The organism is Streptomyces sp. NPDC029122 (assembly GCF_055569445.1).
In genome coordinates this window covers 1-18349 of sequence record NZ_JBVHWK010000050.1, presented here as the reverse complement: position 1 = coordinate 18349, position 18349 = coordinate 1, and the positions used below count along the sequence as shown (strand labels likewise).

Below are 18349 nucleotides of genomic sequence, written 5' to 3'. Positions count from 1 at the left end.
TTTCCGAGGGAGGGGTCCCAACGGCTCGCGGGGTTGTACCAACAAACCTTTTCGTTTCTCTGGGGGGGGGGGCTCTCCCCCCCCCCAGGGCCGGCCCTTCGGGCCGGTGTCCTGCGCTGCGCTCCGGACCGTTCGGGGTTCCGCTTCGCTCCACCCCGAACGGCCTGCTTCGCAGGCCTGGGTGACCCCGTTTCACGGGGTCCGGGCCTTCGGCCCGTTGGGTGGATCCGCTTCGCTCCCCCACCCTGGTCCTTCCCGCTCCGCCTCCAGGACCAGCCCGCTCCGCGGGTGGCCAGCAACGGGGAGGCGGGGGCTTCGGCCGGTCTTCGGTGAGAAGGCTCGGGCTGTTGCCTCTTGGCCCGGTCGTCATCTTGGCCACGGTGCTTTCACCTGTTGAGTGACGCATCCATCCGGCGTGTCACAGCTGGCAGGCTGTGCCCATGGACATGGAGGTGCTCAGCGCAGATGACTACGAGTCGGTGCACCGGGCAAGCCGAGGCTTGGCGGCGCGGTACGGGATGGTGACGCTCAACGCCATGATGGAGGCGTGGGAGGCATTGGTGAAGGATGTCGAAGAGGGCTTCGACTCCGAACTCGTCTGGGAGTACGCGAACATACTTCGTTGCCGCCGCTGGCTGGCGGAGGCATGGCCCGTGCTCACCGACAGGATTCGGGCCGCACGGCAAGCGGAGCTCGACGCCCTGGATGCCCGCTTCCAACTGGCCACCGTGCCGCTGCACGGCCAGGCGGACGATGCGCGGTGGCACTCCCGGCGACCGCGGCTGATCGAAGGCGACACTTTCCTGGAACTACCTGGGTCCTGTGACACGTGCGAGCTGATGTCCAACCGCCGGTCAGATCACCGGAGAGGCCTCTGAACTGGGAAGGTAGGGCTTGTCTAGGGTCCTGTCCGCCCCAACGAAAGGCACTCTCCAGGTGAGGAAGCGCAGCGCGTCGTACCCGCGTGTCCGTATCGAGAGTGGCGGTCACGGGGTGGTCTCCCAGGCCGGGGGTGTGCTGCTGGTCGAGACCGCCCGCAAGAGTGGCCTGGATACCGCGCTATCGGCGGCGCTCGTGCCCTGGCGGCGCCCTCGGGCGGTGCACGATCCGGGCAAGATCCTGCTGGATGTGGCGCTTGCGGCCGCGCTGGGCGGAGACTGTCTGGCCGATGTCGGCATGCGCTACGAGCCGAGCCTGCCGTGTTCGGGCCGGTGGCCTCCGACCCGACCGTCTCCCGTCTGGTCGACAACCTCGCCGCTGCCGGGCCGAAGGCCCTGGACGCGATCCGCACCGCTCGGGCCGATGCCCGCGAGTACGTATGGAAGCTGGCCCGGAACGAGGCGCCGGATAGAGACGGCCACGTGATCGTGGAATGACCATCACCGAGCAGATTTACCAGGCTGTCCAGAAGGTCCCCGCCTCCGTCTGGACGCCCGCCGCCGAACCGGGCGGCGAGACCCGCGACGGCGCGTGGACCGCCGAGCTCGACAGCGACGTCCTCAAGGGCTGGCCGAAGGGGATGCGGCTGATCGTCCGCAAGAAACGACCTCATCCCGGCGCGCAGGTGCGCTTCACCGACGCCGACAGGCTGCGGCTCACCGCCTTCGCCACGAACACGGCAGACGGGAAGATCACCGACCTCGAGCTGCGGCACCGTCAGCGCGCGAGGGCCGAGGACCGCATCCGGGCCGCACGGGCCACCGGTCTGCGGAACCTGCCCCAGCACGACACCGCGCAGAACCAGATCTGGCTGGAGATCCAGCTCGCCCTCGACCCGCTGGCCTGGCTTCCGATGCTCGCCCTGACCGGCAAACCCCGCCTCTGGGAGCCCCGCCGCTTACGGCCGCGACTGTTCTCCGACGCCGCCCAGATTGTCACCATCGCCCGCCGCCGGCACCTTCGGTTCGGACGTCACTGACCCTGGACCGACGTGATCACCAACGCGGTCCAGCGACTCGCGGCTCTCCCGAACCCCGGCCGACCAGCAGCGTCACCCGCCCCCAACAAGCCTGATCACCCCGCCGGAAATCATGGAACCCGGCGCCCACCCGACGCGACAGCCGGGCCCTCACCGCACCCGCAACCAGCCACGACACCGAAACGGCCCGCCGGATAATCCGACGGACCGTCACGAAAGATCGAAGTTAGAGAAAGTATCCGCTCACGTGGATGGAGAACCAGACCAGGGAGAGACCCATCATCACCAGTATCCCCACGGTGGCCAGCCCCACTCTGCGCCGCGCCGGATCCCCACAGAGCGCGACCAGTGCCGGGCCCACTGCCATCACTCCCACATTCAAAACCACGGACTCAGGAAGATCCCGCCGCGAAACGCCCGCGAGAACCGCGATGATGAACCACTGCAGCACCAACGACGCGGTGACCGTCGCTTTCAACGGCCGCACGTCCAGCAACCACAGGACCAGCAGGAGCACCGGCACGGCCAGAAACACCCACAACCCGATCCCAGCAAGCGGGTAGAGGGAGAAACACAACGTCACACTGTCCGCGCAACTACGCTCCTCCTCCGCAATCGCCCACAGCCACAAAACCCTGGCCATCCAGCCCGTGACCGCACCCGCAACCGCGCTACCCGCCAAAACCCCGTAGATCCTGCTCATACACCCGAGGCTCGCAGCACCACTCGCCGAAGTCCTGAGTACGGATACTCACGACACCCGCCTGACGCCAGCGCAGCCTCCAAAACCTCAGGCCTGCTCCACAGGCCGGGCTGGCGGCAAAGGCTATCCGCGCCTGGGTTCCCTAACCACCTTGTCGTCCTTCACGAAGAGCCTCACCCGCCGCTCGTTGAAGTCCATCGTCACCATGCTGCCCTCGGGCACCACATGCACCGCAATCTCCGGAAACTCCGCCCGGATCTGCTCGCGGGCCTCCTCCGCCGGCTGGCCCATCAGCTCCGGCCACACGCTCTTCGCGTCCATCGTCCCCTCCAGGGTGGTGATCGATTCGGGTCACGGTCGACGCTACAGGCCACCACTGGTTCCGCTGCGCTCCACCAGGGACGGGCCCCTCTCCACGGAGTCGCGGCCTTGCACGCTCCATGCGGGAGAGGATGTTTCAATCTTCACTGCAGCTAGAGTCTGGAAAGAACATCCCCTGCTAGATCCACTGGACGGTGACACATTGTTGTCGCGGATCAGTGAATCTGCGTAGCACTCAACCAACCTGTGCAGCGGCGTCAGGCCGACGAACACCGCAGGTCACAAGACCAACTAACCCCGGTGCTGCGCAGATTCAGTGAGCCGACCCATCACCAAAACCGCTCACCCAAACTGCACCACCCCCAGGTCAGAGCCTTGACGACTGCTCAGTTTCACTAACCGGCGACGACCGGCCGAGCTCTGGCTGGTGCCGCCTCCGGGTACCGCCGCCTGAACACTCCGCTCATCGCCTGATCCGGTTCGACCTGCACGTCGAGACAGATCAACCCCATCGACTCCGCCCCGGCCGCCGCATAGGCCGAAGCCTCCTCGGCCATGCTCCACCGCATGGGGAAGCTAGAAGCCCTCATCCTGCAGACTGCTGCTGCCACGGAACTGGAAGGAGATCCCCCGGGTGCGGCCCCTCAGGGCCTGCCGCATCCCCACGTACGAGTCACGCCCATTGATCGAGGCATGAAGCGACTCGCCAAGCCAGCGCTTGTCCGTACCGTGCTCGATGACGACATCGACATCGTTCGGCTCCAGCGCCTCGTTGTAATGCCCTGGCCCTCCAGGCCGCGTTCGCGGCCATCAACGCCACCTCACCGTCCAGTTCTTGCGTCAGCGGGCGGGCAGCTTCTCCTGCAGCCAATCGAAGACGACCTCGCAGTGCTGCTGCGGGGACATCGGAGAGCAGTGCAGCTGTGCGCCCGTGGCCGCGGTGAGTTTCACGTAGTCCTTGGGAGCCGTCAGTTCGTCGAACAGCTGGCGCGGCTGGCCGGGATAGAACTGCTCGTCGTCGTAGTCCAGAACCAGCGTGGGCATCGTGATGCGACCGACGACGCTCGTGATATCCATCGACGCGATGAGTGTCGCGGGAGTCCAGAAATCGGTGAACATCTTTCCCCTGCGGGCGTCGAGCATCGCCGGTACGGAGAAAGGCTCGACGCGCTTCTTCAGCGTCGCCGCCGTGTCCGGGGGCAGCTCGGGGACGACCTCCTTGTTCCAGATGGCGTTGGTCTCCTCCTTGTCCGGCGTGACGATCTTCCGGAGCTCCGGAGGAAAGCCGAGCCACGGCGACAGGCAGCCGGGCATCGCCACCAGGGCGGCGATCCTGCTCTCAAACGCCGCGGCCCGGGGCGCCAGGTTCCCGCCCATGCTCAGCCCGGTCAGGGCGATCTTGTCCGGGTCCACGTCCGGGCGGGCGAGGAGCCAGTCGACCAGCGGGGTCACGACGGTCTCCCAACGCGGCGTGAAAACCACTTGATCGACGAACAGCAGCTGCCCCTGGCCCGGCCCGTCGTACACCAAGGCGTTCCAGCCGCGCGCCAGGGCGGCCGAGACGCCGTAGGTCCACATGTCGACGTCCTGCCCGTCGCTGCCGTTGGTGAGAATCACGGTCGGGCGCCGCTCGCCCGAGGTGTCCGGGCGGAAGAACCTCACCGGCAGCGGCGTCTTGAGGTACGGGACGTTCGCCGTCACCGGCGCCGGGTCGCACAGCCTGCAGAACGTGTCCCAGGCCTTGCGCCCTGCCTTGTACAGCTGTTCCTCGCTGCCCGGGTCGTCGGAGCCTAGGACGAAGAACAGTGCCTGGCCGTAGTACTGCGCGGCCCGCAGGGCACGGAAGCGCGTGGTCTCCCCGCCGGGCTTGCCGCCCTGGGGCGGCTTGACGACCTGATCGCCGAGTTTCCTGAAGGTCTCGGTGTACGTCTGCGCAGAGAGGCCCGCCTTGTTGATCGTGTTCACGGCGGTGAGTACCTCGCCCACCTCGGCGGCGCCGAAACCGGCTCCACCGAGTGCCAGGAGCCCGCTGAAGTTGAAGACGGGGTCCTTGAAGAGGGTCATCACCCCGGGTGTGGGCCCGCCCGCGGCGGCTGAGGGCGACTCCGAGGGGGCCCGTGCCGGCGCGTTCGCGGGCGAGGCGCCCGACGGCGCGCACCCGGCGGCCAGCACGGCACCCGCCCCGCCGACGAGCCCGGCAAGCGTGGTGCGACGGGTGGGGCTGGCCGCGCGATGACTCGGTACGTACGTCATGGGAGCCGAACGTACGAGCCGCACCCGCGACCCCCGCGTGCGCGACACCCGTCGTTCCCCCGAATGGCGCTTCACACCGCGCCTGGACGCCTCAGCCGCCCGGGGCGCTGGACGGTGGGTCGGCCGCACGCACGCGCTTGCCCCGCCGGCCCAGCACCACCTTCACCGGGACCAGCACCGCCCACCACAGCTGCGCGCCCATCGGGGAGACGAAGGCGAGCGGCACGGCGACAGCGAAGACCAGCACCATCGACGCCAGGTCGAGGACATCGTTGCGTGCCACAGGATCGGACATCGCCCGGCTGCTCAGCCACGGGCGCTTCCACAGCACGAGCGTCAGCGCGAGCTGTGCTGCCCCAATGGCCGCGGCGGCGCCGGAGTAGATGGCCACCGACTGCGGCTGGTCCCCGTACTCGGCCAGCAGGGTGGTGGGAAAGGGCATCAGGGCGATGAGCCCCAGGTTCAGCAGCCCGAGCTTGACGACCGTCCCGTCCACCTCCCGCACGTACCGGAAGACCTGATGGTGGCCCCGCCAGAACGCTGCGATGACCACGAAACTGAGGGCGTACGCCCACAGGTTGGGAACCACCTCCTGCAGCGCCTCCTCGAAACCGGCCAGGTCGAGCCCGGCGGGCAGTTTGATGTCCAGTGCCAGCAGCGTCATCGCGATGGCGAAGACACCGTCCGACAGCGCGAGGACCCGGGCCGCGCTCCCCTCGTCGTCTCGCATTCCCTGATCACCGTTCACCACGCCACCATAGGCCGGAATATCCCGGAATATTTCGATATCCACGTGTGGTACGGGGCAGCGGTACGCACGGTTCGACGGCCACGTGTCGCATTGCCCCCACGGATTCTTGGCGTGGGCGTGTCAGCGGGCCGCGCGGTGCCAGGTGGGCCGGGAAGGGGATGCGGGGGTGGGGGACGTGTGAAGTTCCGCGTCCAGGCCGAGGACGGCCGTCGTGGTCGTGCCCGTGGCTTCGAGGACGGCCGCCGGGGTGCCCGCGAACAGCATGCGGGATTCCGACCAGGCGGGTGGACCGCCCAGCCCAGGGCGCACGTGATACAGCCCCATTCCCCACTACCTAGCTCGACGAAAACCCCGCCCCCGAGAGCACGCCACATACCGAGGATCACTGAAACTGCGCACTGCTCAACCAACCTGAGCCACCACAGCCAGGCCACAAAACACCCCAGGTCAGACGGCTGCCGCACCCAGACACTACGTAGATTCAGTGAGCCACCGCAGGACCAAGCCGCTCGACCAACCTGCACAACCCCAGGTCAGAAGCATGACGACTGCGCAGTTTCACTGATCCGCGACAGTGTCGTGGATCAGTGAAACTGCGCAGTACTCAACCAACCAGCACAACCAGCCCCGGTATCGCAGGCCGAGAGTCAGCATGTCCGCATTGCTGCACAGACCCGGACAACGCCACAACCCGTGACGAGGTCGGCCGGACACGGCCGCCGCCGACGCCCCCACGACGGGCGAGGGGGTGTCGGCGGCTTAGGCGCCGGCGCCGGGTTCTGTCCGGCGGACGCCGCGGGAGGCCAGGGCGTGCAGGAAGCGGACGTACGGCGACCAGCGGGCCGGGCGGGACACCGTGCCCGTGCAGGCGAGCTCGGCGCGGTCGGAGGCGTCCTCAATGAGGGCGTCATGCATCGGGCGGAAGGCCAGCGGCCAGGTCATCCGGGCTGGACCGCTGGTGGACATGGCCAGCGTGTAGTGCAGCCGGGTGCGTTCCTGGCCGGCCGCCAGTACGGCCAGCTCGTGGAAGCCGTCGAAGCCCCGCGGGCCGGTGAACTCGAAGCGGATCCAGCGCCCCGGCACGTACCCGGCAACGGTGTACCGCACCGGCCAGTGACCGCCCACCGCACCGGGACCCAGCGGCCGGTCGAACTCCATAGGCGCCCAGAGGCGGCCGGGCCACAACCGGTCGACGTCCCCGCTCGCCAGGGTGCCGATCAGTGCGCCGACCTCCCCCTCGACTGCATCCAGCAGACGCTCGTGCACGTTGTAGACGCCCGTGCGTCCTCCCCTCACGTGAGGGTGGAACCGCTGAAGTCGCGTGGCTGCGGGGCCTCCATGGCCGCGGCGGGGTCATGGAGCACCAGGCCGGTCCCGTGGGCGTGGGCAAAGAACTGCCTCAGCCCCGCCAGCCAGGAAGCCCGGCGAGCCGGGTTCCGGCCAGGAACGCTTCAAGGTCGCCGGCGTTCACGCCTGCCCAGGTGGTGTGGCCCTTCGCGTGGAGGTGGAGTGCCAGGTCCCGGACGGTTTCGAGGCGGATCTCGATGGTCTTGAGCTGAGTGGGTCGCAGCCCGAGCCGCTCGGCATTCTCCCGACGGGCCGCCAGCACGTCCGCGAAGACGCGTACGGCGGGGCTCAGCGGGGCGGGGCCGGCCTCGAGCCGGCGCTCATGGCGGGCTACGGCCCTCGTGCTGCCGCCCAGCCACGCGCGAAATCATCGATTGAGCTACTTCAAGCCTCACGGAGCCAGACGGCCCCTCGGGCCCGGGCGGCGGAACCCTCCACTGAGGCCCGGGGGCTGACTGGTGCTGCGCGCAGTTGAGAGCGGGTGCGCCGCGGTTTCGGGTGCGGGATGATGCTGAGCAGTCAGGGATGAGGCGGGTTTGTTCCGCGGAGGGAGTCGCTGCGCCGACGGTTCTCCATTAACGGCTACGTCGCCCTGCCCGGGCTCATCAACCCCGACGGGCTCGCGACGCTCTGCGCGGAAGCGCGCCGACTGGAGGCCGACGCGGTACGGCGGGACTTCCGCATGGAGTGCATGGCCGACAGCCCTCGGCACATGACCACGCTCGGCGGGCACCGGATCGCCGACGCCTCACCGCTCATCACCCGCCTCTGCGTGGCCCAGGAGCTGGCGCTGCTGCTCTCCTGCCTGCTGGGCGAGGCCGTCGTCACCGTGCACGACCCCGTCGAGCGGCACGTCCTGAACGTCCTGCACCGCCCCGGCGACACCCACGGAGCGCACACCGACGACTACCCGCTCGCGCTCGTCCTCTTCCTCGAGGCCCCGCCGCACCCCGCCGACGGAGGACTGCTGGAATTCCACCCCGAACGCAGGGACCTCGGCGCCCTCGACGCCCCCGGCACCCGGCGCGCGCCACCGGCCCGGCGACGGATACCTCCTGCGCAGCGACCGCACCGTCCGCCTCCCTCCTCTACGACTGAGGCCCTCGGTACGCTCAGCAGGGCCTGCCCCATCCGAACGTGAACCAGCGGCCGGCTTGACCCAGAAGTTGAGCAGCTCGCCGCCAAGGTCTTCGATCCGGCACGGCAGGGGGACACCGCCACTCTCGCCTCCCATGTGGACGCTGGTGTGCCTGCCACCCTGACCAATGACTCTGGCGAGTCACTGATCGCGGCGGCTGCCTCTCACGGTCACAACGAACCCGTGACTGCGCTTCTGCAGCGTGGGGCGGATGCGGACCGGGCCAACGGCAAGGGCCAGACCCCTCTGGCCGAAGCGGTGTTCAAGGGTCACGACGAAGTCGTCCGGACTCTGCTGGATCATGGTGTGGACCCTGAGGCGGGAACACCATCAGCCGTCGAAGCTGCGACCGTGTTCAGCCGGCAGGACCTGCTGGAGCTCTTCCACGGAAAGTGACACCACACCCGTGCGGTGCGTGAGCGCGTCGGTCTTCACCGTCCACCGCGGGCCTGGCGCTCGACGGCGACGAACACGGACCGCTGCTCCTTGGCTGCCCTGTACGCGGTGGTGAAGGCGTCCATCCCCGTCGCGTCCGGGATCCGGCCGCGGGGCATCGGCAGCGGCTGCGCGAGCAGCATCCTCGCAGGCGGCGGAGGGGCGCTTCGCGTTGAGGTGGAACGTGTCCTTCCACCCCGGCACCCCCCGTATCCGCACCGGCCGTGGCCGCCTGACACGATCACGGAATGACACACGGGGAAACGCATGAGCACATACGCGACGAGGAAGCCGAGTTGGCGGCCGCTGCCGAGGCCGGACAGGACGGCGCGTGCCGCGCCTACGCCACATTCCTCGGCAAGAGCGGCCGGATGGACCAGGCCCTGCCCTGGTGGGCCAAGGCCGCCGAGCACGGGGACGCAGATGCGGCGCGCACGCTCGCGATCTGCCACAAGGACCGCTGGGAGTTCGCCGAAGCCGAGCGCTGGTACCGCAGCGCTGCCGACCGTGACGGCGGCTGCGCCTTCGGGCTCGCCACACTCCTGAAGGAGTCCGGCGACCAGGACGGAGCACAGGAGTGGTACGCGCGGGGAGCCGCACTCGGCCACGTCCAGAGCCTCACCAACGGCGCGGTGCTCAAGGCCGCCCGCCACGGTGCCTTCGCCGAAGCACAGGCGCAGCTGGACGAGGCGGCCGAACTGGGTGACCGCAAGGCGGCCTCGGCCCGTCAGGTGATCGAGAACATCGTCGACGACCTTGAGCTCTGGGAGGAGCGGCTCACGCGGGCGGAGGCTGACGGGGACGCCGAGGCCGCGTTCGAGGCGCTGAGTCCGCTGCGGGACCCGGAGTACGCGGGCATGTTCACGTACTACCCGAGCACGATCCGCGCGGCGGAGGCTCTCTACGCGTGAGCCGCGGCGGTCGGCTCGCACCAGGCCCTGGTCGAGCAGGCCATCCTGGTGGCCCGCGACAGCGACCGGATCGAGGAGGCACGCGCCCTGGCCGTACGGGCGCACGAGCTCGGCTACGCGGGCGCGGCCTACGTCCTGGGTGTCTGGGCCTTCGAGCGCGGTGACCAGCGCACGGCCGAGCATTGGTTCGAGACGGCGGCCGCAGCACCCGACGGTCACGACTACGCCCGCTTCTACCTCGGTCTGATCGGCATCATGCAGCGGCGGCTGGACGAGGCTGAGCGATGGCTGCGTCTCACCGGCGACACCGAGGACGAGGACGAGAACGATCAGTACGGCGGCCTGCCCAAGATGTTCGTCAAGCAGCTCGAGGAGATCGCGGCGATTCGCGCCGACCCCGCCCGGCTGCCCGACCCCGAACTCTCGGCGCTCCTGCCCGAGTTGCGGGCGGCCGCGGAGTCCGGCGGTCCCGAGGAGTGCTTCGCGCACGCCGATGCACTCGACCGCCTCTACCGGCTGCCCGACGCCGCCGACTGGTACCGAAAGGCCGGCACTCCGCGCGCGCTGCTCGAGCTCGGCCGCATGCTGCAGGACAGCCAGGCCGACGAGACCCTGCTCGTGCCGTACTTCGAGCGGGCCGCCGAGGCCGGGGACGCGGGGGCCGCGTACAGCATCGCCGGGATCCACACCCACGCGAAGAACGAGCGGGCCGCCGGCATCTGGACGCTGAAGGCCGCGGAGCTCGGTCACGCGAGGGCAGCCTGGGGCGTCGGCTGGACCTCCGAAGAGCGGGGCGGGGACCCGCAGTTCGCGGAGCGCTGGTATGTGCGCGCCGCCGAGGGCGGTCTGGCGCGGCCCGCGTTCCTGGCCGGTCGCAGCATGGTGCGCTGGGGGCGGTACGCCGAGGCCGAGCGGTGGCTCGTGAAGGCGTGGGAGAACGACATCCCCGAGGCGGCGTACCACCTCGGCAGGGCGCTGCGCCGGCTCGGACGCACCGCGGAGGCCGAACAGTGGCTACGCCGCGCGGTGGAGCGCTCCGGCGACTTCGACCCACCGCGCGGACCGCTCGAACGGCGCGTCGATCCCCGTCCCGAGCTGGCCGAGCTGCTCGTCGAGGCGGAGCGCGACGAGGAGGCCGCGCCACTCGTCGCGGACATCCTCGCCGAGTACCCGGGCCACCTCGCCGGCCACCGCCTCGCCGGCCGACTGGCCCGGCGCCGCGGCGACCTGGCTACGGCCGAACTGCACTTCGCGCAGATCGAGGAGCGGGACTCCGACCCCGGTACGCGGATAAGCCTGCGGGAGATCCGTGAGCTGCTGGCTCAGGTGACGCACGAACACTGAGCGGCGAAGTAGCCGGAGCGGAGTGGCCGGCGCGGCGGGGAGTCAGTTCTGAACAGGCTCCCTCGGGAACCTGATTCCCCGCGTCGGCAGCACATCGTCGAAGAAGGGACGGCCGCCGGCGAACGTGGGGCGCAGTCCGGTGAACTCCCCGGCGGTGACCCAGCGGGCCTCGGGCTACCCGCTCACGACGCCCATCACCCAGGGGTCATCTGCAGGGCGCGGGGCCGGTACTTCGGGGGCCGGCATTCCCGGCGAGGGCGGTACGGCCTCTCCGGAATCGATTCCGTCGACGGCGTCATTCCAGAGGCGGCGCAGGTACTGCCGGCACGTGGACGGGTCATGCGAACGGAAACGGTCCTCCGGTTCGGCCCAACGGAGACGGTCGGGGCCCTGTCCTCGCAGCAAGCAGAGCGCGCGCAGAACGGTGTCCACTCGCTGACCACTTCCACGTTCAGCAGCTCACACATCCGGGCGGCCGTACGGACGCCGGCGAACCGAGCGTCTACACCGGGCCAGGACCGCCCTGCGGGACCTGGGCAGCGAGGATCCCGGAAAGGGTGCAACAGCACGCTGCAACGCCGCTCTCGCGACGACGCGCTGCACTACGTGGCACCGGGTCAGTCCCCCGCCGGACCCGGGCCTCGCAGGACACCTCTTCCCTCGGCTATCGCGTGGAAAGACACCTCGTACGGCTAACGGGGCAAGTGGACCTTGGTCGCCGCTACTGCTCATAGGCGGCACTAAACCCCTGGACCGTCTCGTCGTATCTCTTCAGCTGGTCCGTGAGCATGGTCGCAGCCAGTGGTACTCGGAGTTGGAGGCAGTGGTGGAGCTGGCCGAGCATCTGGTTGAACAGGTGCCGCAGAGCCTGCACGTGCCAGTCCTTTCCTGCCCGGCGGCGCCAGTAGTGGGCCTCCGCGCCGGACGAACCGCTCAGGGAGGCGAAGGCCCACAGGTGGCCGACGTGGTTGAGCCGGTTGTGGGCACCCGACGTAGCGGTGTTTGCCGGAAGCCCTCGTGATCAGAGCCGAGCCAGCGTAAGCCTTCAGCCCTCCAGCCGTGGCGAACCGGCTCCGGTCGTCGCCGATCTCGCCCAGAATGCGGGCACCGGCCTGGGGAACCGATCCCGGGAAAGCTCAGCATGATCGCCGCGCCCGGGTGTGACCGAAAGGCCTCCTCGGTGGCCGGTGCCAGGTCATCGACCGCCGCGCAGGCCGCGTCCGGCTGCAGCAGCAGGGCCCAGCGCCTGCTTGCCCATGGCGTCCTCGACGAGACGTCCTCGACGAGAGGCAGCTGCCGCGGGGCCTCCTGGCGGAACAGCTGCTGGATTCGTTCGGCGTCTCCTTCGATGCCCCGGCGGCGGCCGGTCAGCCGGAGCATGCCGGTCAGCTTCCACATCTGCAGCTTGGCCGCCAGGGCAGGCGTGGGCGCAACGGCAAGGATGCGGCGGGCAGCGAGCGGTGCACCGGCGCGTCGGTGCGGATGATGTCCGCCAGGACCAGGGCGTCACCGGGGTCTGACTTCTTGCGGCTGACGCCGTGCCGGTCGCGGTAGCGGCAAGCCGGTCTGAGGTGTCGTAGGGGGCACCACGGCACCGACCCGACCACACACGTCCTACCCCAGGTGGACAACACCGCCCCAGGCCCATCAGAGATCCAGAACCTCTCATTACTAACGAATGAGAGGTGTCGTTTTCCGATGGGGGCTTGCCCAGGGCCTCTGAACTGCACGAATGGAAGATCACCGGCTTCGGGGGCCCACCTCCGGTCACACCCGCGGTCCCCCGCCTGCCCAGCCTCGGGCGTCTTCGCCCCCTGATGGCCTTGTCCACGGGAATCGGTTCCGGCTCAACTTCTGTGGAGCTGCGCCGTGCGCGCCGTACGCATCGAGACCCTCTTGGCCCCAGTCAGCTCCTGACGATGCAGAAGGGGTGCCCAGCCGGATCGGTGAGGACCCGCCACCTGTCCTCATGTGGCTGGTGATCCGACTTGCCTGCGCCCAACTCCAGCAACCGGGCCTCCGCTTCGTCCAGGTCCACGACGTCGAAGCAAAGGTGAAGTTGCTGGGGAACGGTTTGGACAGGCCAGCTCGGCGCCCGGTAGCCGTCGACCCGTTGAAACCCGATGAGGAGCCCGTCCTCACGGTTGAGACCGGCAAAGTCGGCGTCCGACTTCGGGTGCGGTTCAAGGCCGGTGGCCTGCTGATAGAACGCCGCCAGGGCCAGTGGATCAGGGCAATCGAGGGTTATCGCAGTCAACTTCATCTGCAAGGGCCTGACACCTCCGAGCCGATCAACAGACTTTCCCGATGCACACCCTAAGGCGCCCGCCGCGGCCGGTTTCACGAAATGGCCTGCCAGGCCACGACGTCGGCGACGGCAAGCAAGACCGTCCGCAAGTAGGCACAGCGGCCCGACCCGGGCGGGTCGGCGTCCCCTTCCATCACTGTCCTGACCGGCTCCGCTGCCCAGCCGCCGTTCAAGACTGACCGGGTAGGGGTTGGTGGCGTCGGTCAGGACTGAGAGCAGCGGCTGCAGGTGGTCCGGCACGTGGTCGCAGCAGGTGGCGCACAGGCCGGTTCCCGCGGCGGTGCGGCCGCACACCCAGTGCACACCACACGACGCCCATCAGCTTTGGCGTGGTACTGCGTACACGGCGTCAAGGACGAGAGCCAGGAGGCGGTGCGCCGGCTGGGCGTCTTCGTCGCGGGCCGTGGACAGTGCGATTCCGGTGATGAGCCGGATCAGGTCGTCGGCGGCCAGGTCGGGACGAGCGGTGCCGTGCTCCTGCGCCCGGGTGAGCAGACCGGCTGTCGCGTTCAGGATCAGCTGATGGCAGTCCAGGGCCGGGGTTCCGGGTTCGTTGACCATCAGCGCGCTGCCCATGCCGTGGTTGGCGCGGGCATGGGCCAGGAAGGCGCCCAGCCATTGGGCCAGGGCGCTGTCGACGGAGTCGGTGGCGCGAAGTCCTTCCGCGTGCTCGCACAAGGCCTGAATGCGGTCTCCGAGTACTGCGTTCAGCAGGGCCTGGCGGTTCGGGAAATGCCGGTACAGGGTCCCCGGGCCCACGCCGGCGCGCCGGGCGATCTCGTTGAGGGACGCCTCGGGGCCGGCTTCGGTGAACACTTCGTGTGCGGCGGCTACCAGGCGCTCCCGATTGAGGAGCGCGTCCGTGCGTCTCGCCTTGTGAGCGGCCCGGTCGCGTCCGGTTGTCATCGTCCTGCCCTTCGAGTGCCCTCCGGGATGGCAAAGCGGAGAAGTTCTCCGTATCGTAGCGGACTACAACCGGAGAACCTCTCCGGAACGACTGCCACAGGAGTACCTATGACGGACGGCTCATCGTTAGAGCCCGGCCGGGTCGGGATCTGGACCTTCGCCTTCGACGAGCAGCCCGCCGGACGCGTGCGGGAATCGGCTGCGGAAATCGAGGAGTTGGGATACGGAGCCCTCTGGTACGGAGAGGCATTCGGCCGCGACACGGTAGGCCAGGCATGGCTGCTGCTGTCGGCAACCCGCCGCCTCACCGTCGCATCGGGCATCGCCAACATCGCCTTCCGGGAACCGATCGCCACTGCCGCGGCAGCACGCACGCTTGGTGAGGCGTTCCCCGGACGCTACGTCCTCGGCCTGGGCGGACACCGCGTCGCCGACATCGCCCACACAGTGGACGGCCTCCCTGTACCGGCCCGCAGCGGAGCGGTGACCACCATGCGCTCCTACCTCAAAGCCATGGACGCCTCATCCGCCCACAACCCGGTACCGGCCCCGGCCCCGCGCCGCCTGCTGGCAGCCCTGGGGCCGAAGATGCTGGAACTGGCCGCCGAACGGACTTGGGGCGCCCACACCTACTTCGTACCCGTCGAGCACACCGTTCGGGCGCGCCGCATCATGGGGCCGAACGCCTTCCTCGCGGTCGAGCAGGCCGTCGTGCTCGACAACGACCTCGGCCGAGCCCGGGAGGTGGCCACGGCGCATGTCGCCGGATACCTGGCCATGGCACCGCACCAGGAGGCGAACGTACGCCGGCTCGGGTTCGGGGACGAGGACGTCGTGGGCGGTCCGAGTCGCAGACTGGTGGACGCGATCGTCGCCTACGGAGACACGGAAGCGATCCGCCGACGCGTGCAGCAACACTTCCAGGCGGGAGCCAGCCACGTCTGTCTGCAAGTACTGACCGCCACGCCGGCCAGTCTGCCACGGCGGGAATGGCGCGAGCTCGCCTCCGTACTGCTGCCCCGCCGTGCCCAGGTGGCCGTCTCGCATCGAACAACCTGACACCGGACACGGAAGACAGCGAACCCGCCAACCGAGTCACCCCGGCGCGGGTCGTACGGGCCCGCCAGGCCGTCGCGGCGCTCGCGTACGCGAAGTCCGGCGTCGCGCCGCCGGTCGAGGAAGTCGGTGTCGTCCCCGGCGAGCGCGGCCGCGGTGCGGACGGTGCGCTGAAGGGACTGGCGGGCGGTCTCCAGCAGGCCGCGCTGGTCGGCTTTCGCCAACTCCCCCGTCGACGGTCGGCGCACCGCGGTGCGGTCCTGCGGCGACATCGGCGTCAGCCCCAGCGGGCCTCGAACTGGCTGGCGGCGGCGTGCATCGCGAGGATGTCCCCGCGCAGCCTCGGCTGCCGGCCGTCCACCCGGGCGAGGGTCGCCACGAGGTGGATGTGATCGGGTGCGTGGCGCACCGCGAGCCACCGGTACGCCTGCTCATCGCCGTCACAGGCGGCTTTGACGGCTCAGTGGTCGCCCGTGTGTGGGCGCACGGGACGTGGCAGTGGCTGATGCCAGTGACCCAGCCTCGTGATGAGGAACTGACGGGCAAGGGAACGTACGTCGTCCCACGCCGAGTCTGCGGTCAGGGCGTTGCACCAGAGTCCGACGCGGCAAGCGGTATCGATTTCACCGAGGCGACTGCCTATCGCGCGAAGATCGCGCAGATTCTCGGGCTCGAAGGCTCGGCGTTCCGCGAGTCCTTCGGAGACGCGGCAGAGGAGCTCCACTTCTTCAACAACGTCCTTCGTCTCCAGCTCACGCTCGCCCAGCCAGGCAAGTTGATCCTGGATGTCGGCTGCTAGGAGGGCCATGAATCGCAGCGTCCAGGTGTGGAGTTTCGCGTCGCCGAGATGGTTCATCCCTGCAGGATCGCACCTGGCTCCGCTTCACAGGTCGCCGCATCAGGTCCTGTGGTCGGGTAGCCGGATCACGTTGCCGTGACCCGGCCCCCTCAGAACCCGGCGTGCGACTTTCACCGCATCCGGCTCAAGCAAACCCCATGGGCTTCGCAGGTCAGCAGGGTTAGGTGGGCCGTTTGCCGTCGCCGGCGTGGTGCTGGCGACGGCATTCGGAGTGCACGGGGCGAAGATTGGTCCGCTCGTCCGTGCCGCCGTCCCGCCGGTAGGTGAAGTGATGCTTGTGGAGCATCTTCCTCGAGGCCGCGAACCAGTTGATCCACTCGCGTGGGCTGTCCGGTTCGTACTCGGCACCGACGATCAAGGCCTGCTTGCAGAGAGAACAGAGCCCCGGACGATACCCGGTCCAGGCGAACTTGATGAGGAAGGCACCGCTGTCGCGGTCGCCGAACACCCACCGGTCACGCCGGGACCGTGGAACCTTCTGAAGTACTGGTCCACGACCCAGTACCTCGACTTGTGGAGGGCCTTCGCCTCGGTCCGTAATCGCCCCGGAGCCTCGCGCAAGCCGCTGTGCTCGGCTTGTTGATCAGCTTGCCGCCCGTTCGGCGGACGGTGAAACCGAGGAAGTCGAACCCCCTACGGGTAGGGCGGGCTCGATCCCTGGTCACGTATCCGGTAGGAGAAGCCAGACTTCGGAGAAGGCGAGGCCATGCTCCTGGGTCACCACACCGCACGGGCAGCCCAGCGAGATTTGGCACCAGTCGCAGGCCACCGTCCACGGGCCGCTCTTGCCTCCGCACGCCGGGCAGCCGACGGTCTCGGCCGTCCACACCCCGAAAGCGGGTCGGCCGTAACGGCGGAAGCGGCCCGCGTAGCGGATCTCCCAGGGCTTGACCGGGGGCGTGAGCGGGACACTCCCGGGCGGGGTCGCCGAGGCCAGCGCGGCGAACAGTGTGATCAGGTCAGGGAGCAGGGCCTCGCCTGCCTCTGTCGGCGGCGTGGCCAGGCCGTCCGCCACCCCCACCGGAGTGCCGTATCTCGGGGCCGCCGCTGCACGCGGTGGATTCGGGGCGGCGTGCCAAGGCAGGAAGGCGCGGGCGACGGCGGCAAGGAGGGCGGCTGCAGGGGGGCTGACGACGTCGGCGTCGAGGTGGTGGATGGTGGTGCGCAGGATGCGTTGGAGGCGCCGGTCCCGGTCCGTGGCCAGCGTCCGTGTGCCCGCTGCCCGCCGGGCCGGAAGCGGGGCCACGAGGCGGGCCAAGACGCGCGCTGCTGCTTCGGAATCGGCTGCGGCAGGGCGCCACTCCCCGGCGGCCAGGAGCTGCCGTGCCCACCCGGCCTCACGGGTCAGGGCGCGCGTCTGCAACGCCTGCGGGCCGGAGGCCGCCCCGTGAGTCTGGTGCCCGCTCGTCATAGCCCCCTCCCCTTCCCTTGTTCATTGCTCCGATGTATCCCTGCCCTCTGCGAGCGCTGATGGATATCCCATCACACAAGCGGACTGGGTCTCCTGGAGACGTCGGGGGTTCGCGCAGGCCGCGTGGGGTCTCTGTGATGCTCAGGCCGCCAGCCAAGGCTCTTAGCGTCAGGTCTGTGGCCAGCGGATTTGTCCGATGTTGGTGTCGAGTCGGCCAAGGAGGTGGCTTCAGCCGGCGCAGCAACAGCGACAGCCGCACTTCAAAACGCTGACGCACAGACCGTGGCCGCAGGGGCCGGGGATCAACACGCCTCCGGCCCGGTCACGCCTTATGAATCACCGACCCGCGAAGTACGGGCCTCGTACTCCAGCCGTAGATCGTGGTCTCCGGCGGGTGGCTGCTTGGCGATGCGCCCGCGCCGATCGAGGAGGCCGAACTGCACGCGGGTGGGCGGGGGCGGGGACGGCTGCCGGCATGGAGGATGCCGAGGACGTGGGCCTCACCGATCCCAGCTTCGTGGAGTGGAGAGGCGGCGGCCCGGAGCCTGGGAGCCGCTCGGCGTAGCCGAGGATGAGGCCCCGCCCGCCACGCAGACTTGGGTTCTAGGAGTCGTCGCAACACCCCAGCTCAAGGGGTGCGATGGAGTTCGAGATCCGCAAGGTGCGGACGGTGGCCCAAGGCCGTAGG

The 18349-nt window shown here is 69.2% G+C and carries 18 protein-coding genes and 3 pseudogenes; 8 read left to right on the top strand and 13 right to left on the bottom strand.

The features are described 5' to 3' along the window. Positions 1-440: 440 nt before the first annotated feature. Positions 441-878: a hypothetical protein gene (locus ACZ4WZ_RS33390; RefSeq protein ID WP_467896797.1), complete on the top strand. Its 438-nt coding sequence runs from the start codon at positions 441-443 to the stop codon at positions 876-878. A 58-nt stretch (positions 879-936) separates the two neighbouring features. After that, positions 937-1978 (top strand): annotated as a pseudogene (locus ACZ4WZ_RS33385) (transposase); the annotation flags it as partial. A 166-nt stretch (positions 1979-2144) separates the two neighbouring features. Here ACZ4WZ_RS33385 and ACZ4WZ_RS33380 read toward each other — a convergent pair. The 7 genes from ACZ4WZ_RS33380 to ACZ4WZ_RS33350 form a co-directional block, all read right to left on the bottom strand. Continuing rightward, positions 2145-2621 carry a hypothetical protein gene (locus ACZ4WZ_RS33380; protein WP_467896795.1) on the bottom strand — a complete coding sequence of 159 codons (477 nt, stop codon included), beginning with the start codon at positions 2619-2621 and terminating at the stop codon, positions 2145-2147. Positions 2622-2744: 123 nt separating this feature from the next. Next, the gene (locus ACZ4WZ_RS33375) at positions 2745-2942 is read right to left on the bottom strand and encodes a serine protease inhibitor (RefSeq protein WP_467896793.1); all 198 of its coding nucleotides are present in this window, start codon (positions 2940-2942) and stop codon (positions 2745-2747) included. A gap of 840 nt (positions 2943-3782) precedes the next feature. Beyond that, the gene (locus ACZ4WZ_RS33370; RefSeq protein WP_467896791.1) at positions 3783-5006 is read right to left on the bottom strand and encodes an alpha/beta hydrolase family protein; all 1224 of its coding nucleotides are present in this window, start codon (positions 5004-5006) and stop codon (positions 3783-3785) included. Positions 5007-5286: 280 nt separating this feature from the next. Beyond that, positions 5287-5925, bottom strand: a complete 639-nt coding sequence (locus tag ACZ4WZ_RS33365; protein ID WP_467896789.1) for a TMEM175 family protein — start codon at positions 5923-5925, stop codon at positions 5287-5289. A 141-nt stretch (positions 5926-6066) separates the two neighbouring features. Further along, positions 6067-6210 (bottom strand): hypothetical protein, encoded by a 144-nt coding sequence (locus ACZ4WZ_RS33360; RefSeq protein WP_467896787.1) that lies wholly within the window; start codon positions 6208-6210, stop codon positions 6067-6069. A 495-nt stretch (positions 6211-6705) separates the two neighbouring features. Beyond that, positions 6706-7242 carry an SRPBCC family protein gene (locus tag ACZ4WZ_RS33355; protein WP_467896785.1) on the bottom strand — a complete coding sequence of 179 codons (537 nt, stop codon included), beginning with the start codon at positions 7240-7242 and terminating at the stop codon, positions 6706-6708. 103 nt (positions 7243-7345) lie between these two features. Continuing rightward, positions 7346-7555, bottom strand: coding sequence for a hypothetical protein (locus tag ACZ4WZ_RS33350; RefSeq protein ID WP_467896783.1), 210 nt, complete (start codon positions 7553-7555; stop codon positions 7346-7348). A gap of 294 nt (positions 7556-7849) precedes the next feature. On the opposite strand from ACZ4WZ_RS33350, the gene ACZ4WZ_RS33345 reads away from it, so the two are divergent. Continuing rightward, positions 7850-8434, top strand: a complete 585-nt coding sequence (locus tag ACZ4WZ_RS33345; RefSeq protein ID WP_467896800.1) for a HalD/BesD family halogenase — start codon at positions 7850-7852, stop codon at positions 8432-8434. Positions 8435-8449: 15 nt separating this feature from the next. Further along, a pseudogene (locus ACZ4WZ_RS33340) lies at positions 8450-8827 on the top strand (ankyrin repeat domain-containing protein); the annotation flags it as partial. A gap of 35 nt (positions 8828-8862) precedes the next feature. Here the strand turns inward: ACZ4WZ_RS33340 and ACZ4WZ_RS33335 are convergent. Continuing rightward, complete coding sequence (locus ACZ4WZ_RS33335; RefSeq protein ID WP_467896781.1) at positions 8863-9009, bottom strand: hypothetical protein; 147 nt, start codon at positions 9007-9009, stop codon at positions 8863-8865. Positions 9010-9114: 105 nt separating this feature from the next. Here ACZ4WZ_RS33335 and ACZ4WZ_RS33330 point away from each other — a divergent pair, with 105 nt between their 5' ends. Together ACZ4WZ_RS33330 and ACZ4WZ_RS33325 are read left to right on the top strand one after the other, a co-directional pair. After that, positions 9115-9777 (top strand): SEL1-like repeat protein, encoded by a 663-nt coding sequence (locus tag ACZ4WZ_RS33330; protein WP_467896779.1) that lies wholly within the window; start codon positions 9115-9117, stop codon positions 9775-9777. Between the two features lie 48 nt (positions 9778-9825). Then, entirely contained in the window at positions 9826-11121 is a 1296-nt protein-coding gene (locus ACZ4WZ_RS33325; RefSeq protein ID WP_467896777.1) for a tetratricopeptide repeat protein, read from the top strand. 721 nt (positions 11122-11842) lie between these two features. On the opposite strand, the pseudogene ACZ4WZ_RS33320 reads toward ACZ4WZ_RS33325, so the two are convergent. From ACZ4WZ_RS33320 to ACZ4WZ_RS33310, 3 genes and pseudogenes are all read right to left on the bottom strand, one after another. Continuing rightward, positions 11843-12683, bottom strand: a pseudogene (locus ACZ4WZ_RS33320) (transposase); the annotation flags it as partial. A 344-nt stretch (positions 12684-13027) separates the two neighbouring features. After that, positions 13028-13384 (bottom strand): VOC family protein, encoded by a 357-nt coding sequence (locus tag ACZ4WZ_RS33315; protein WP_467896798.1) that lies wholly within the window; start codon positions 13382-13384, stop codon positions 13028-13030. 363 nt (positions 13385-13747) lie between these two features. Next, positions 13748-14335 (bottom strand): TetR/AcrR family transcriptional regulator, encoded by a 588-nt coding sequence (locus tag ACZ4WZ_RS33310; protein ID WP_467896775.1) that lies wholly within the window; start codon positions 14333-14335, stop codon positions 13748-13750. Positions 14336-14443: 108 nt separating this feature from the next. On the opposite strand from ACZ4WZ_RS33310, the gene ACZ4WZ_RS33305 reads away from it, so the two are divergent. Both ACZ4WZ_RS33305 and ACZ4WZ_RS33300 read left to right on the top strand, forming a co-directional pair. Further along, positions 14444-15394, top strand: coding sequence for a TIGR03620 family F420-dependent LLM class oxidoreductase (locus ACZ4WZ_RS33305; protein WP_467896773.1), 951 nt, complete (start codon positions 14444-14446; stop codon positions 15392-15394). Between the two features lie 397 nt (positions 15395-15791). After that, positions 15792-16190 carry a hypothetical protein gene (locus ACZ4WZ_RS33300; protein ID WP_467896771.1) on the top strand — a complete coding sequence of 133 codons (399 nt, stop codon included), beginning with the start codon at positions 15792-15794 and terminating at the stop codon, positions 16188-16190. A gap of 220 nt (positions 16191-16410) precedes the next feature. Here the strand turns inward: ACZ4WZ_RS33300 and ACZ4WZ_RS33295 are convergent, their stop codons facing one another. Together ACZ4WZ_RS33295 and ACZ4WZ_RS33290 are read right to left on the bottom strand one after the other, a co-directional pair. Continuing rightward, on the bottom strand, positions 16411-16698 hold the full coding sequence (locus ACZ4WZ_RS33295; RefSeq protein ID WP_467896770.1) for an HNH endonuclease: 288 nt from the start codon (positions 16696-16698) through the stop codon (positions 16411-16413). Between the two features lie 213 nt (positions 16699-16911). Next, entirely contained in the window at positions 16912-17661 is a 750-nt protein-coding gene (locus ACZ4WZ_RS33290) for a hypothetical protein (protein WP_467896768.1), read from the bottom strand. Positions 17662-18349 lie beyond the last annotated feature (688 nt).

Excerpts from the sequence above, each read along its gene's own strand:
- ACZ4WZ_RS33390 (WP_467896797.1), top strand. The coding sequence starts at position 441 with ATGGACATGGAGGTGCTCAGCGCAGATGACTACGAGTCGGTGCACCGG.
- ACZ4WZ_RS33380 (WP_467896795.1), bottom strand. The coding sequence starts at position 2,621 with ATGAGCAGGATCTACGGGGTTTTGGCGGGTAGCGCGGTTGCGGGTGCG.
- ACZ4WZ_RS33375 (WP_467896793.1), bottom strand. The coding sequence starts at position 2,942 with ATGGACGCGAAGAGCGTGTGGCCGGAGCTGATGGGCCAGCCGGCGGAG.
- ACZ4WZ_RS33370 (WP_467896791.1), bottom strand. The coding sequence starts at position 5,006 with ATGACCCTCTTCAAGGACCCCGTCTTCAACTTCAGCGGGCTCCTGGCA.
- ACZ4WZ_RS33365 (WP_467896789.1), bottom strand. The coding sequence starts at position 5,925 with ATGCGAGACGACGAGGGGAGCGCGGCCCGGGTCCTCGCGCTGTCGGAC.
- ACZ4WZ_RS33360 (WP_467896787.1), bottom strand. The coding sequence starts at position 6,210 with ATGCTGTTCGCGGGCACCCCGGCGGCCGTCCTCGAAGCCACGGGCACG.
- ACZ4WZ_RS33335 (WP_467896781.1), bottom strand. The coding sequence starts at position 9,009 with ATGCTGCTCGCGCAGCCGCTGCCGATGCCCCGCGGCCGGATCCCGGAC.
- ACZ4WZ_RS33330 (WP_467896779.1), top strand. The coding sequence starts at position 9,115 with ATGACACACGGGGAAACGCATGAGCACATACGCGACGAGGAAGCCGAG.
- ACZ4WZ_RS33315 (WP_467896798.1), bottom strand. The coding sequence starts at position 13,384 with ATGAAGTTGACTGCGATAACCCTCGATTGCCCTGATCCACTGGCCCTG.
- ACZ4WZ_RS33310 (WP_467896775.1), bottom strand. The coding sequence starts at position 14,335 with ATGACAACCGGACGCGACCGGGCCGCTCACAAGGCGAGACGCACGGAC.
- ACZ4WZ_RS33305 (WP_467896773.1), top strand. The coding sequence starts at position 14,444 with ATGACGGACGGCTCATCGTTAGAGCCCGGCCGGGTCGGGATCTGGACC.
- ACZ4WZ_RS33290 (WP_467896768.1), bottom strand. The coding sequence starts at position 17,661 with ATGACGAGCGGGCACCAGACTCACGGGGCGGCCTCCGGCCCGCAGGCG.